The 13,272-nt window shown below is 45.8% G+C and carries 11 protein-coding genes and 3 tRNA genes; 8 read left to right on the forward strand and 6 right to left on the reverse strand.

What is annotated here, in order from left to right; translation table 11 throughout:
- The first annotated feature begins 2 nt into the window (after positions 1-2).
- Positions 3-404, forward strand: coding sequence for a cupin domain-containing protein (locus L4D05_RS14665; RefSeq protein WP_428794486.1), 402 nt, complete (start codon positions 3-5; stop codon positions 402-404).
- An 88-nt stretch (positions 405-492) separates the two neighbouring features.
- Here the strand turns inward: L4D05_RS14665 and vexH are convergent, their stop codons facing one another.
- Together vexH and L4D05_RS14675 are read right to left on the reverse strand one after the other, a co-directional pair.
- Positions 493-3,606 (reverse strand): vibriobactin export RND transporter permease subunit VexH, encoded by a 3,114-nt coding sequence (vexH, locus tag L4D05_RS14670; RefSeq protein WP_428794487.1) that lies wholly within the window; start codon positions 3,604-3,606, stop codon positions 493-495.
- Positions 3,606-4,694 carry an efflux RND transporter periplasmic adaptor subunit gene (locus tag L4D05_RS14675; protein ID WP_428794488.1) on the reverse strand — a complete coding sequence of 363 codons (1,089 nt, stop codon included), beginning with the start codon at positions 4,692-4,694 and terminating at the stop codon, positions 3,606-3,608. The genes vexH and L4D05_RS14675 overlap by 1 nt, the downstream gene beginning before the upstream one ends.
- 394 nt (positions 4,695-5,088) lie before the next feature.
- On the opposite strand from L4D05_RS14675, the gene L4D05_RS14680 reads away from it, so the two are divergent.
- From L4D05_RS14680 to L4D05_RS14695, 4 genes are all read left to right on the forward strand, one after another.
- Positions 5,089-5,173 (forward strand) — tRNA-Tyr (locus L4D05_RS14680).
- 83 nt (positions 5,174-5,256) lie between these two features.
- A tRNA-Tyr gene (locus tag L4D05_RS14685) sits at positions 5,257-5,341 on the forward strand.
- Between the two features lie 82 nt (positions 5,342-5,423).
- Positions 5,424-5,508: transfer RNA gene (locus L4D05_RS14690), tRNA-Tyr, on the forward strand.
- Between the two features lie 233 nt (positions 5,509-5,741).
- Positions 5,742-6,284: an outer membrane beta-barrel protein gene (locus tag L4D05_RS14695; RefSeq protein WP_428794489.1), complete on the forward strand. Its 543-nt coding sequence runs from the start codon at positions 5,742-5,744 to the stop codon at positions 6,282-6,284.
- Positions 6,285-6,402: 118 nt separating this feature from the next.
- Here the strand turns inward: L4D05_RS14695 and L4D05_RS14700 are convergent, their stop codons facing one another.
- The 3 genes from L4D05_RS14700 to L4D05_RS14710 form a co-directional block, all read right to left on the reverse strand.
- Positions 6,403-6,939, reverse strand: coding sequence for a GNAT family N-acetyltransferase (locus L4D05_RS14700; protein ID WP_428794490.1), 537 nt, complete (start codon positions 6,937-6,939; stop codon positions 6,403-6,405).
- A gap of 51 nt (positions 6,940-6,990) precedes the next feature.
- Positions 6,991-8,160 (reverse strand): BamA/TamA family outer membrane protein, encoded by a 1,170-nt coding sequence (locus L4D05_RS14705; protein WP_428794491.1) that lies wholly within the window; start codon positions 8,158-8,160, stop codon positions 6,991-6,993.
- A 223-nt stretch (positions 8,161-8,383) separates the two neighbouring features.
- Complete coding sequence (locus L4D05_RS14710) at positions 8,384-9,274, reverse strand: Tim44 domain-containing protein (RefSeq protein WP_428754621.1); 891 nt, start codon at positions 9,272-9,274, stop codon at positions 8,384-8,386.
- A 263-nt stretch (positions 9,275-9,537) separates the two neighbouring features.
- Here L4D05_RS14710 and L4D05_RS14715 point away from each other — a divergent pair, with 263 nt between their 5' ends.
- The 3 genes from L4D05_RS14715 (at position 9,538) to L4D05_RS14725 (ending at position 13,075) form a co-directional block, all read left to right on the forward strand.
- Positions 9,538-10,128 (forward strand): TetR/AcrR family transcriptional regulator, encoded by a 591-nt coding sequence (locus L4D05_RS14715; RefSeq protein WP_428754622.1) that lies wholly within the window; start codon positions 9,538-9,540, stop codon positions 10,126-10,128.
- A gap of 17 nt (positions 10,129-10,145) precedes the next feature.
- Complete coding sequence (locus L4D05_RS14720) at positions 10,146-12,020, forward strand: MFS transporter (RefSeq protein WP_428754623.1); 1,875 nt, start codon at positions 10,146-10,148, stop codon at positions 12,018-12,020.
- A 122-nt stretch (positions 12,021-12,142) separates the two neighbouring features.
- Entirely contained in the window at positions 12,143-13,075 is a 933-nt protein-coding gene (locus L4D05_RS14725; protein WP_428794492.1) for a YeiH family protein, read from the forward strand.
- On the opposite strand, the gene L4D05_RS14730 is transcribed toward L4D05_RS14725, so the two are convergent.
- Positions 13,014-13,250 carry a hypothetical protein gene (locus L4D05_RS14730; RefSeq protein ID WP_428794493.1) on the reverse strand — a complete coding sequence of 79 codons (237 nt, stop codon included), beginning with the start codon at positions 13,248-13,250 and terminating at the stop codon, positions 13,014-13,016. The two genes, L4D05_RS14725 and L4D05_RS14730, sit on opposite strands and share 62 nt — an antisense overlap.
- Positions 13,251-13,272: the final 22 nt, after the last annotated feature.

The following is a 13,272-nucleotide window of genomic DNA, read 5'->3' on the forward strand; positions in this document are numbered from 1 at the left end:
TAATGAAAAGATCCCTGTTACTCACACTCATCGCTACCGCCTCATTTTCTTCATTAGCCGCAACGTCCGTGGATTTAATCAAGTCCACGCAATCTTGGGATGGCACGCCGTTACCGACTTATCACTTAACACAACCTGAAGTGACAATAAAAGAGATCATCATTGAGCCAGGGGAGCGCCTACCACTTCATGTACACCCCGTCATTAATGCGGGAGTACTGCTTGAAGGCACACTCATCGTCAAACTGAAGGAAAAAGAAATCACACTTAACGCAGGTGACGGACTCATTGAAGTGATGAACAAGCCCCATTACGGTCTAAACCCTGGAGATATTCCGGCAAAAATCATTGTTGTTTATCTCGCTGAAAAAGGCGATACCGTCACTTTATTGGAAGATGAATAGCCCTCATTACAGTACTTTTCATCACGGTATAAAAACGGTCTGTTCATTAAAACAGACCGTTTTTATATTTACGATGACGGCAAGCGCCTTAGCCGTGACTAGTCCGCGCTTTCACATCTTTTTCTAACGCTTTATTAAGTTCGCTTTCCACATGCCCCGGCGATTGTGTCTTCGCAGATATTAAGCGATACATCGCTGGAATCACGAATAACGTCACTAAGGTTGCAAACGCCATCCCAAAGAAGATCACCGTACCTACCGCAACTCGGCTTTCATAGCCCGCCCCGGTGGAAACAATCAACGGGATTGCACCAGCTAACGTAGTAAACGCCGTCATTAGAATAGGGCGTAAACGCCTTGCCGATGCATCAATGATGGCCTGTTCAAATTCTATGCCTTTGTCTCTTAGTTGGTTAGTAAACTCAACGATAAGAATACCGTTCTTGGTCACCATACCAATTAACATTATCATGCCAATCTGGCTGTAGATGTTCAGCCCTTGCTGCATAATGAGCAAGCCTAAGAAGCCACCAAATACTCCCATAGGAACGGTAAACATCACCACTAACGGGTTAATAAAGCTTTCAAACTGCGCCGCTAAGACCAAGTAAGCCACTAACAGTGCCAATGCAAACACCACAAAAATACTCGATTGATTCTCTTTAAAGTCTTTCGACTCTCCCGCATAACTAATCGAAATATCACCCGGTAGCATCTCTATGGCCTGTTGGTCCATAAAGTCCAGAGCCTCACCTAAGGTATACCCTTCCTTGAGGTTGGCTTTAATGGTAATAGACTTCTGCTTGTTGTAGTGCGACAAGCGAGTGGAAGACGCCACTTCTTCAATATCGGTCACGGCATCTAATGTGACCAACTCACCAGACTGAGTACGCATGTAAATTTGGCTCAGATCTGCGGCATTGTTGAAGGTATTTTCATCCCCTCGCAAGTACACATCGTACTCTTCACCACGCTCAACATAGGTTGTTTCGCTTTTACCACCCAGCATAATTTCTAGCGTATCGGAGATATCTTCAACACTGATCCCGAGCTCTGCGGCACGCTCTCGGTCGATGGTCACTACCAGTTCCGGTGTTTTCTCAGAGTAGTCGGTACTCGCGCCTTCCATCATTGGTGAAGCGTCAGCGCGTTGTTCTAGTAAGTCTGCCCATTTTTGCAATTCAGCATAGTCAGAGCCGCCAATCACAAATTGTACTGGCTCACTTGACCCGCCTCTAAAACCTGGCATAAACGGGAACACACGAACATCAGGGATCCCAGCGAGGGCTTTTCGAGCCTCTCCCAGCGCTTCGGTTGCAGTCACATTACGTTCGTTCCAATCCTCTAGAATCATAATAACGAAGCCCGTTTGGTCACCGGCATTGCCGCCAAACGCTGGCGATTGAATACTAAATGACTTTAAGAAACCTTGCCCTAGCAACGGCATCAATCGCTCTTCCACGATGTCCATGTTCGCCGCCATTCGGTTGTAACTGGTGGCATCCGCACCACGAACAAAAGCGAAGATGACCCCACGATCCTCTTGCGGTGTTAACTGAGCAGGTACTTGCTGCATTAACTGATAACTGCCGCCAACACAGGCTAAAATCACCACTGGCGCGAGCCAACGAAATCGTAAGGCCTGCCCAAGCGCTCGCTTATAACCACGCTCTAATTTTCTAAAGCCTGAATCTACCCATTGTGTGAAACGATTTGGTTTCACGTTCGCTTTTAGAATCGAACTTCCTAATACCGGCGTAAGAGTGAGAGCAATCAAAGATGAGAAGATCACCGACATGGCTAGCAGCACAGAGAACTCGGTAAACAGCAGCCCTATCATGCCGTCCATGAATGAAATCGGTAAAAACACCATCACCAGCACTAATGTGGTGGCGATAACGGCAAACCCCACTTCGCGCGTCCCTTTATAAGCAGCAAGTAGTGGCGGCTCGCCTTTCTCGATATGGTGGAAGATGTTTTCCACCACCACGATGGCATCATCCACCACTAAGCCAATAGAGAGAATCAACGCCATTAACGTGATCAAATTGATGGAAAAGCCAAAGAAATAGGCGGCAATAAACGACGCAATCAAAGATACGGGTACCGTCACGGCGGGTATCAGCGTGGCTCTGGCTTGACCAATAAAGATGTAGAGCACCAATATGACCAAACACCCGGTGATAAACAGCGTGCTGTACACCTCAGAAATGGAGCGATCGATAAAGACGGTTGAGTCATAGTCAATGGCTAAGCGAGTCCCTTCCGGCAGAAACTGCTGCATACGTTCCACTTCTTTATGCACCAAGTCAGCCATTTCCAGCGGGTTCGCATCCGACTGTGGCACGATGCCCATGCTGACGTTAACCACACCATCACTCTTAAAGGTGGAATTCTCATTCTCTGCGCCGATATACACATCGGCGACGTCTTTCAAGTAAATCGGTGTATTGTCACTGGCGCGTTTCACCACCAAATATTCAAAATCTACCGGGGAGTTGTATGACCGGGCAGTACGAACCGACATCACCGTCGCATCATTTCGCACTTCCCCACCGGGGCGTTCAATATTTTCAGATCGTAGCGAAGCGGTGATGTCAGAGGTGGTCACCCCTCGTCCAGCCATGTACGCAGGCTTGAGCTTGATATACATCACTTGATATAAACCGCCAGAGATATTGACCGAACTCACGCCAGAAATCAGGCTAAACCTATCGAGAAGGACTCGGTTGGTGTAGTCCGTCAATTGGGTGCGATCCATCACCGACGAGCTAAGATTGATATAGACCGACGCTTCACCACTACCATTGTTTTTAAACACCAACGGATCATCAGCTTCATCGGGCAGGGAGCGCTGGGCTCGCGCCACTGCATCACGAATATCACTCACGCCGGTATTCAGGTCATAACCCAACTCAAATGTGACGGTAATTCGTGACATGCCATTTCGAGTCACCGACTCTATTTCGTCAATACCACTAATACCAGAGAGTTGATCTTCAATAGAGGAGGTAATCTGGCTTTCAATGATGGTGGCTGACGCCCCTTCATAACGAGTGGAAATCGACACCACTGGGTTTTCGATGTCTGGCATTTCACGTACAGCAAGTTTATTAAATGACACAATGCCAAATACACATAACAACAAGCTCAGTACGATAGCGGCAACCGGACGCTTGACTGAAATATCAGATAAAAGCATTAGCTGACTTCCTTCTCACTAATGAGTTCGGTGCGCTTGTCAGTGCGCTGTGCTGTAGGCTCCGATTTCACTTCCTGAACAGCAGATCCATCACGCATGTTAACAATGCCCTGCACGACAATTCTCTGACCAATTTCTAGCCCTTTTTCAATCACCACTTGGTTACCCACACGAGCTCCTAAGATGACCTCAGTACGATGCGCTTTGTTGTTTTCATCAATCACATAAACAAAGCGCTTGGTGCCCGAATACTCGAGAGCTTGAACCGGGATGATCGGTGCTTCAATAGGAGGAAAAGCCATGTTCGCTTGAGCCAGCATACCCGGCTTCAATCGATTCTCTTGGTTTTCAAAATGAATTCGCACGCGAAGGTTCAACGTCTCTTGGTTCACTCGTGTGTCCACCGCGACTACCGCACCTTCAAATAGGCGATTGCCCCAAGCTGACGTTTTCGCTGTGACTGGCATGCCTTTTTCAAGCATGGATAGGTATCGCTCTGGGACTTGTAAATCCAGCTGCATAATAGATAAATCATCTAACGTGAGTAGCTCTGTTCCCACATTTACTAACTTGCCTCGGCTAAAGTCTATCAAACCAACGGTGCCTGGGAATGGCGCTTCAATATGAAGATCATTTAACTGAGCATTGGCCGCGTCTAGGCGAGCATTGGCAATATCTACGTTGGTTTTTTGGGCATCAATTTCCGTTTTAGTAATCGCATTACTAGAAGCGAGACGTTGAAATTCTGCCAAAATACGTTTTTGGTCACGTAAATAGGCTTTCGCTTCTGCGACAGCAGCGACAGCTTTATCGTCATTAAGTAAAACCAGGATCTGCCCTTTAGGCACCTTTTCATTTGCCGACACTCGAATTTGGTCAACAATGCCAGATACTTCGGAAGCAATCACAACCGACTGATCCGCTTCTAATTTGCCAACCAACGAAAGTGACTGAGATACTTGGTGAACGGCCACCGTCTCGGTCACGACTGAGATTGCTTGCGACCCTTGAGGCCTTTTTGCGTAGCTTGCAGAAGACGCACTAAGAATAGACAGTGCTAGCAAACCGATTATTGTTTTATTTTTCATCGTATTTGTCTTTTAATATAGAAACTAATGATATTCTAGCGACTAATGAGCGACATAACGTCAAGAAGTGTAAATCCTAATCTGAGTTTTTGTTTACAAACATTGCACTGTCACCAACTGTGCTAAAAAATGAAACAAAAATGGCTCAGCTAAAAAGATCAATGAGTAAACATCGCCTTCTCATTGTAAGCATTCGCGGTAAAACCAGAACTTCCTGTAGCGAAGTGGTTAATAAATAGAGCATAAACCTATCTTTTTAGGCACCTCTGCCCAAAAAGGCACCATTCAGTTCAAAATGCCAAGAAAAAACTTTACAGCTTTGCGGAGTTTGCTATGATTCGCTCCGCACTTGAGTGATGCGTTGGGAAAACGTCAAACAAGTATAAAACACCCTGGAGGGGTTCCCGAGTGGCCAAAGGGATCAGACTGTAAATCTGACGGCTCTGCCTTCGATGGTTCGAATCCGTCCCCCTCCACCATATTTAGTTTAYTTGGTTATARCCAGATAAACRCACTTGAGTCGCCGCGTTGGGAAAACAGCGAAACAAGTATAAAACACCCTGGAGGGGTTCCCGAGTGGCCAAAGGGATCAGACTGTAAATCTGACGGCTCTGCCTTCGATGGTTCGAATCCGTCCCCCTCCACCATATTAGTTTACTTGGTTATRACCAAATAAACGCACTTGAGTTACTGCTTTGGGAAAACAGTGAAACAAGTATAAAACGCCCTGGAGGGGTTCCCGAGTGGCCAAAGGGATCAGACTGTAAATCTGACGGCTCTGCCTTCGATGGTTCGAATCCGTCCCCCTCCACCATATAAAAAAACCGACTCTTTGAGTCGGTTTTTTTTCGTCTGAACCTTTTAATATAAATACTGCCGAATATCATCACAAACCTAGAACGGAGTGCTACACAGAACAACTCGCTTTACATTGTAAGAAATGTAAACTAATACAATAAGTTAACTTACTCCCGCTTACAGCAACTCTTGAATGTTCGATGATAAGATCTCTCATGTCCTAATAACAATATCCAATGAGAAATCAGAATGAAAAAAACACTATTAGCACTTTCCTTGATCATAAGCTCTGTGTCTGCATCATCCATGGCGAGCGAAGGCTTTTATCTTGGCGCCGCCTACTCAAAGATGAATTATGACGCAGTGTTTGTGGCCAGCAATGAGGTCGAAAATGGCTACGCCGTAAATGGTGGATACGACTTCCCTATCGGCAGCTTTTTCGTGATTGGTACTGAAGTTGAGTACAAGAACTTAGGCTCGACAACAGAATCCATCGGCAGCGACTACTATAAGCTGTCTATGACCTCTTATGGCGTTAACGTGCTGCCAAAGCTCTACATCGGTGACCACTTCTACGCGCTGGCTAAATTCGGTTTTCATAAAATCAATTCCGAAATAAGCACTAACGTTACGACTGATGCTACCGCGGTATCTGACACCGCTTCGGTATATGGATTGGGCGCAGGATACGATATTTCCCCAAACTTTGCTATTCAAGCAAGCTACGAGATCCACAATATTGCTGTCTACAATACGTCTTCCGCCAACATTGGTGCAAAGTTTAACTTTTAATTCTTAATGGTTAACAACGCCTCACAAGTAGGCCATCAACGAATGGGCTACTTGTGATTTTTTAAAACAAAGGACCGTAAGTAACTTTAAAAATACAAGGGCGTAAATAAATTTGAGGCTATTCACTTACCACACGTTCAGACAGCGGCTGGTAATACTCAATCACATCGACATCTATGCCGTTTAATTGAGTAAAGGCATTAATTTCTCGAACTGGACGAAAGCCATTATTCTCCAACACCTTTCTAGAGCCAAGGTTAGTGGTTACCGCGTGTGCACGAACCTGTGTCAATGAGCTTGATTCACGTAATTGCAGGAGCAATAACCTCAGAGCCGATGAAGCAATACCTTGCTTAAGGTAGTTGTGTCCGATTCGATATCCAATCTCTGCCTGAGTGGGTGTGGACTCTTTAACATTGACATTAATACGACCGCAAATAGCGCCTGATGGTGTCTTGATTAACATAGGAAACATTAAACCAGCGCGATGATATAGAAGGAACTCTTGTGTCTGAGCTCTAACACCCTCGAGAGAATAAAAGCCATCCTCACGGGGAGGAACATGTTGTTCAAACCACGCTTGATTTTCTGTTTCGAATGCCAGCAACGCCGCGCAATCATTAAGGTGAAGCAAGGTTACCTGTATGCCTTCCATCGCTTATCCCTCGTCAATACAGTATTAACATAGACAGGTTGGGTAGTCCGTCTAAAAGACCTCATTGACATGGAAGTAAAAAGTACCACCATGCTCACCATAACCGATGTCGGCACGAACATTCACCGTATCTTTAATCTTCAATCGAAAGCCTGTCCCTGCGCTGGCGAGGGTATTGTCCCATAAGCCTGACACATCATTGGAAACCGTACCTGCCGCCCCCCAGAATACGACTCCGACACGCCAATAGACAGGCAATCGGTATTCAACTTGCCCCATCATCATTTGGTTGTCACGGTAACGCCCAAGAATGTACCCACGCATCGCATCTGAGCCCCCGAGATCCGGAAGATGATTCCATGGTACTTCACCCGACGTTAAATTGGCCTGAACTTGCCACGCAAGCAGGCCTGGCATCGGCGCCAATGCCAAATACTGCGATGCCTTTAATGAATACTTGCCAAAGTTTTCTGAGTTGGTGGTGTCGTGATACAAGCCAATATCAGCCTGCAATAACGTGCCTCGAGAAGCATTGGTGACGTTATCGCGTGAGTCATACACATTCGAAACAAACAGCCCATAGCTGGTGTTATCGGTAAGCTCTGATGCGACCCCCTCTTGAGTAGGCGTCTCAGACTTTATTTCATGCGGCTTGACCGATTTGATGTTACCGCCAAAGCCAATAAAGTAATCACCAGAAACACGGTTAAGCCAAGTCGGCTTAATGTCTATGACCTGTTCTTTAAAGTTGACGAGATTACCGTCTTGCTGACCATTGTCGTAGCCTTGGCCGTAGTATGTGGCCGCATCATCAAAGATTTTAAGATCTGTATAAAGACGATTATCGCCGCCATTATAAAAATGCTTATTACTTAGCGTGATCCCAGCAGAGCCGTTTGAAGAGGCATACGGATTCACAACCAAAGATGAAGGTTGCCCTGTGCCATCCGTTTCATCACCGTATAAGCCAACGTACAGTAACCCTAACCCTAGTCCTTGTTCTGGCTTGTAGAATACCGCGGGAATATAACTGGAATTTAATCCTTTTGATGAATCATATTCCGACTCGGCCCCGAACACATCCAGCACTTTATCTAGTGCGTCAGTGGTTGCATTGGGCTCTGCCTCAAAAAGGGGCACAACGTCTTTAGAAGCTGCGGCAGCCTGACTGATGCCGATAAAGGAGAATCCAAAAAGAAGAGTAGAAAATAGATTGCGCATAAATTGAGTTCTTAAATTCATCACTGATTGAGACAAACGAATGTGTCGAAGTATACGGGAAAATAATCCAAGACGTGCAAATATCCAGTCAATTGCGGCAACGATGCGCAAATGACTGCTGCCAGATATAAAAAAACCGTGGCCTTTGCCACGGTTTCATTCGGGTAATAGCAATGACAGAAACGCTAAACTCTAGGGGTTGCGTTATGAGCCAATGCTTACCTTAACCTTGAATACCTACTATCAACCATGGTGCATTCGGCGCTGTCAGATCACGCTCTAGATGCCAGATATCCTCGATATCTTCCTCAACACCCTCGGCAGCATCACGGTAACGACCTGAGAACTGTAGGCTTAGCTGAGCTTTATTTGCATCATAGTCACCGCGTACAATTTCAACATCCACGTACATAACGTCAGTGTGTTGTTCACCTTCAAGTTTCGCGCGCTCTGCCATTAAGTCTTGTAGTAAGCTTGGCGATACATACTCTTCAATAGTATGCAGTTCATTATGGTTCCACGCACCTTGTAGGATTCGGTAGTGCTCACGAGCACCATTTAAGAACGCCGCAGAATCAAAGCCTGGTGGGTAATTATGAGGAATATCACTTTGTCCAGCCGCACCAAAACCACTGCCTGTTGCCGCGCCCTGAGGCTGCTCAAAGCTTTGGAAGTTTTGTTGTGTTTGCTGCTTTTGCTCAAACGGATTGCGTGCGCCGTTGCCGCCAAATGCTGGCTGCTGTCGCTGCTGGTTCATACTACCCTGCTTAGCGCCGAGCATGCCTCTCATTAATTTGAAGATAACAAAAGCAATCAGACCCATAATCAAAATATCCATAAATTGGATACCTTCAAACGCGCCGCCAAAGAATGCTGCCAATAAACCACCAGCGAGAAGACCACCTAATAGCCCTCCCATCAGCCCTTTCTTACTGCCTGCTTTATTTTGATCCTGTCTTACCGTATTGGTGTTCTGCTTTTGTTGTTTTGGCGCTGGCGCCGTTTTAAAGCTCTTACCAAACGATTTGCCGCCACCGAATTTCTTCGCTTCAGCAACAGGATTCACCGTTACTGCAAGTACGAGTAACGCGATGAAAGAGAATAAACGTTTCATTCTGTACCTTTTTTATTATTACGCAAAATCGTAGACTCTACGGTAGGGAATACGATGGTTAACGAATCATATACTGAGCTTAGCACTAAAGGAAAGCATCATATGATCCGACTTGTTTCAGAATATTGCACGTTTGTTGCAAACATCGTAGAAATTACTGAACGATTTAGCGATGATCTCTTCTTATACAAGGCTTCATCAGTTGACGCTGGTAGTGCCTCACTCTAAAATAGTGAACTGTGTTCAATTCGATTATCACTATCATGGCCCGTAGAAACGATCATACAAGGGAAGAGCTTGTCCAGCTAACACTTAGCACGGTCAAAGACTACCTTAGCGAAAACTCACATCACACGCTTAGCCTGCGAAAAATCGCCACGCTGATCGGCTATGTGCCAAGCACCTTGGTCAACGTTTTTGGTAGCTATAACCTTCTATTGTTACGGGCCGTTGCCGAAACACTCGATGACTTATCAAGTGAAGCAAAAAATGTGGTTGAGAATGCTCAAAATCCAGAAGAAGCGCTTTATGCTTTAGCGGCTTGCTATCACGATTTTGCCAAGCAATCGCCTTATCGTTGGCAATTGATTTTTGAACATAATATGAACGGTGATCGCCTACCTGAATGGCAAGCACAACGTATCGATGGAATGACCGCTATGCTTGAAGGTTTACTCTCTGTTCATAGACCCGATAAATCTCACTCTGAGGTACTAAAAGCCAGTCGTGTGTTATGGGCTGGCGTACACGGTATTACATTACTGAGTGTTGATGATAAATTTTTCTCTGCCGAACCTATCGACGGCAACGAGCTTATTCGAGATCTGATCTCGAAATACCTACAAAGCTGGTAACACCACAAGGAACGGCAATGCCACACTCGAAATCAGGCTCTTTGCTCTCGCAAAGGCGCTTTTTACCCTATTTCATTACTCAATTTTTTGGCGCTTTCAATGACAACATTTTTAAAAATGTATTGCTATTGTTCGTTGCGTTTGCCGGTCCCCAAGTACTACCGGTATCGAGTAACTTATTTATTAACCTAGCGGCGGGTCTATTCATTCTGCCCTTTTTCCTATTCTCTGCCTCTGCGGGGGTGCTTGCAGATAAATACGAAAAATCATGGTTTATTCGTAAAGTTAAGCTCATTGAAATCGCCATCATGTGCTTGGGTGCCATCGGTTTTATCACACAAAGCTACGGTATTTTGCTCTTTTTGCTGTTCCTTATGGGGACACAATCGGCATTTTTTGGTCCAGTGAAATACGCATTGTTACCTCAACAGCTAAAGCCTAATGAGCTCCTTTCTGGCAACGCCCTCGTTGAAACGGGAACATTTATTGCCATTCTTGTAGGGACACTAGGTGCTGGGATTATTGCTTCGGCTGAGCATGCCAACTATGTCGCGGCAGCGAGTGTCGTTATTTTTGCTATCGCAGGTTACCTATCAAGTCGCTACATTCCAGAAGCCGCCGCCAGTGCTCCTAACTTGAAATTTCGTTGGCAGCCAATTAAACACACCAAAGAAACGCTGAAAATTGCTCATCAAGATCGTGTGGTATTCCAGTGCATCATGGCGATCAGTTGGTTCTGGTTTTTGGGCGCAACTTATCTAACCCAATTTCCAAATTTCACCAAAAACCATCTCATGGGCAACGAAGCGGCGGTGTCTTTTCTGCTGGCACTATTTTCTGTTGGCATCGCGTTAGGTTCTATGCTGTGTGACAAGATGTCTAGAAACCGCATTGATATTGGTATCGTGCCAATTGGTAGCCTTGGCATCACCATTTTTGGTGCGCTCATGGCCTACGCCGTTCCAAGCCATTTACCGCAGTTTGATACGTTTTCCATGTTTGTTGCACACTCCGAATTATGGCCTGTTTTTGGTTTCTTGCTGATGCTAGGTATTTCTGGTGGCCTCTTCATTGTGCCGCTTTACGCACTAATGCAACAACAAGCGAAAGAAACAGAACGCGCTCGAGTGATTGCCGCCCTTAATATCTACAACTCGCTGTTTATGGTAGGCAGCGCCGTTTTAGGTATCGTCACCTTGTCAGTGCTTGAATTAACAATCGTGCAGCTGTTTCTTGTTCTGGCATTATTGAATTTTGCGATGGCGGTTTACTTGTTTCGACAAGCGCCTGTTTTTGTCGTTTGCTCTATCGTCCGAGGTTTAACGGCATTGCTTTACCGAGTCAATCTAAAGAACCTTCACCACATACCTAAAGAAGGCGGTGCATTGATCGTTTGCAATCACGTCAGCTATATGGATGCGGTGGTAGTAACCGCTGCCTGTCCACGCCCAATGCGCTTTGTTATGGAAGAAGATTACGCCAACTTCAAACCAGCACGTCGCTTCTTTAAGGGCTTAGGTGTCATCCCAATTTCTGCGACCAAACAAGGCTCCATTCGCCGAGCCTTTGGTGAAATTGAAGAAGCATTACGTCAAGGTGAAGTCGTGTGTATTTTCCCAGAAGGACGCCTTACTCCAGACGGTGAGATGAACGAATTCATGCGTGGTGTTAACTTGATTATGAAACGCTCTCCCGTTCCCGTCATTCCAATGGCGCTTAAAGGACTATGGGGTAGCTATTTCAGTCGCCACAAAGGGCGTGCTTGCAAAGGTCTACCAAATCGATTCAGAGCCAAACTAGAAGTCGAAACGGGTGAACCGGTAGAACCTAGAGAGGCAAGCTGCCAAGTGATGTTTGAAAAAGTGTCTACGCTGCGTGGCCAATATCGCTGATTAACGTGCTACATGTTCAGTATTATTGAACGCTAGTTCATTAATATTAGATTTTTCTATCCAGTCAATAACGATAGGATGGCAATACTTATATTCGCCATCCTATTTATTTACGGTTACCCATGCTGACCTTGCTTCGATCATCTCCGCTGTTTTTTCTAGCCTTACTTGTTTGCCTCACCCCTTGGGTCTCATCACCAATCGCATTGATTCTGGGTTTTCTGCTCACAACCTTCAGCTTAGTTCCACGTGGGTTGCCGTTGGCAAAATTCACCAAAACGCTGCTCGCCTACTCTATTGTCGGACTGGGGTTTGGGATCCATCTCGATCAGGCCATTCAAGCCACTAGCCATGGTATCGGCATTATTGTAACGACTATTTTCGGCACGCTAATCATTGGTTGGTTTCTTGCCAAACGTATGGGTGTTGAAAAACAAACCGGATATTTAATTGCCTCCGGAACGGCGATATGTGGCGGAAGCGCTATCGCCGCTGTCGCTCCCGCAATAAATGCCGATGACGAAAAGATTGGCATAGCACTTGCCACAGTATTCGTCCTTAATTCTGTGGCTCTGTTTGTGTTCCCTGTCATTGGGCACGCGCTGCAACTCGATCAACACACCTTTGGTACATGGGCAGCGATCGCCATCCATGACACGTCCTCGGTGGTAGGCGCAGCATCAGCATATGGTGAAGAAGCCCTAACCACCGCGACCACTCTAAAACTGGCTCGCGCCCTATGGATTGTACCTGTGGCGTTTATCAGCGCGCTCATTTTTAGTAGCAAGCAGAAGAAAATCACCATCCCTTACTTCATTGTGTTTTATTGCGCGGCGATTGTATTTAGTGACTACTTCCCACAATTTGACATCGCCTATCAAAGTATCTTTGCGCTTTCAAAACAGCTACTGGTTGTCTGCTTATTTTTGATTGGCTGCAGCATCTCAGTTGATAAACTCAAGCAAGCAGGAAGTAAGCCCATGATCTTCGGTGTTACTCTGTGGCTATTGATTTCGACGATTTCTTTAGGTTGGTTGATGATGGGGTTGGCTTAACTTTTTGAGTGAGCGGCACAGTTGCCGCTTGTGCTGATGTCCGACGTTTAATGTTAGCAAACAACACGAAGGTAAGAATGAACGCGGTGAGCTCCGCCATTGCTCGTGGAAGCCCTTCCGTGGTGAGTGCCAGTACAATCTGCAACACTATCGCTATTCCAAGAGTTATATTCATTCCATTTGCTCACGTCATTATC

The organism is Vibrio nomapromontoriensis (genome assembly GCF_050337205.1).
Taxonomy (GTDB): domain Bacteria; phylum Pseudomonadota; class Gammaproteobacteria; order Enterobacterales; family Vibrionaceae; genus Vibrio; species Vibrio nomapromontoriensis.

What these genes read in the sequence shown, in the direction of transcription:
- L4D05_RS14725 (WP_428794492.1), top strand. Translation starts at nt 12,143, where the DNA reads ATGCTGACCTTGCTTCGATCATCTCCGCTGTTTTTTCTAGCCTTACTT.
- L4D05_RS14715 (WP_428754622.1), top strand. Translation starts at nt 9,538, where the DNA reads ATGGCCCGTAGAAACGATCATACAAGGGAAGAGCTTGTCCAGCTAACA.
- L4D05_RS14675 (WP_428794488.1), bottom strand. Translation starts at nt 4,694, where the DNA reads ATGAAAAATAAAACAATAATCGGTTTGCTAGCACTGTCTATTCTTAGT.
- L4D05_RS14710 (WP_428754621.1), bottom strand. Translation starts at nt 9,274, where the DNA reads ATGAAACGTTTATTCTCTTTCATCGCGTTACTCGTACTTGCAGTAACG.
- L4D05_RS14705 (WP_428794491.1), bottom strand. Translation starts at nt 8,160, where the DNA reads ATGCGCAATCTATTTTCTACTCTTCTTTTTGGATTCTCCTTTATCGGC.
- L4D05_RS14720 (WP_428754623.1), top strand. Translation starts at nt 10,146, where the DNA reads ATGCCACACTCGAAATCAGGCTCTTTGCTCTCGCAAAGGCGCTTTTTA.
- L4D05_RS14695 (WP_428794489.1), top strand. Translation starts at nt 5,742, where the DNA reads ATGAAAAAAACACTATTAGCACTTTCCTTGATCATAAGCTCTGTGTCT.
- L4D05_RS14700 (WP_428794490.1), bottom strand. Translation starts at nt 6,939, where the DNA reads ATGGAAGGCATACAGGTAACCTTGCTTCACCTTAATGATTGCGCGGCG.
- L4D05_RS14730 (WP_428794493.1), bottom strand. Translation starts at nt 13,250, where the DNA reads ATGAATATAACTCTTGGAATAGCGATAGTGTTGCAGATTGTACTGGCA.
- L4D05_RS14665 (WP_428794486.1), top strand. Translation starts at nt 3, where the DNA reads ATGAAAAGATCCCTGTTACTCACACTCATCGCTACCGCCTCATTTTCT.
- vexH (WP_428794487.1), bottom strand. Translation starts at nt 3,606, where the DNA reads ATGCTTTTATCTGATATTTCAGTCAAGCGTCCGGTTGCCGCTATCGTA.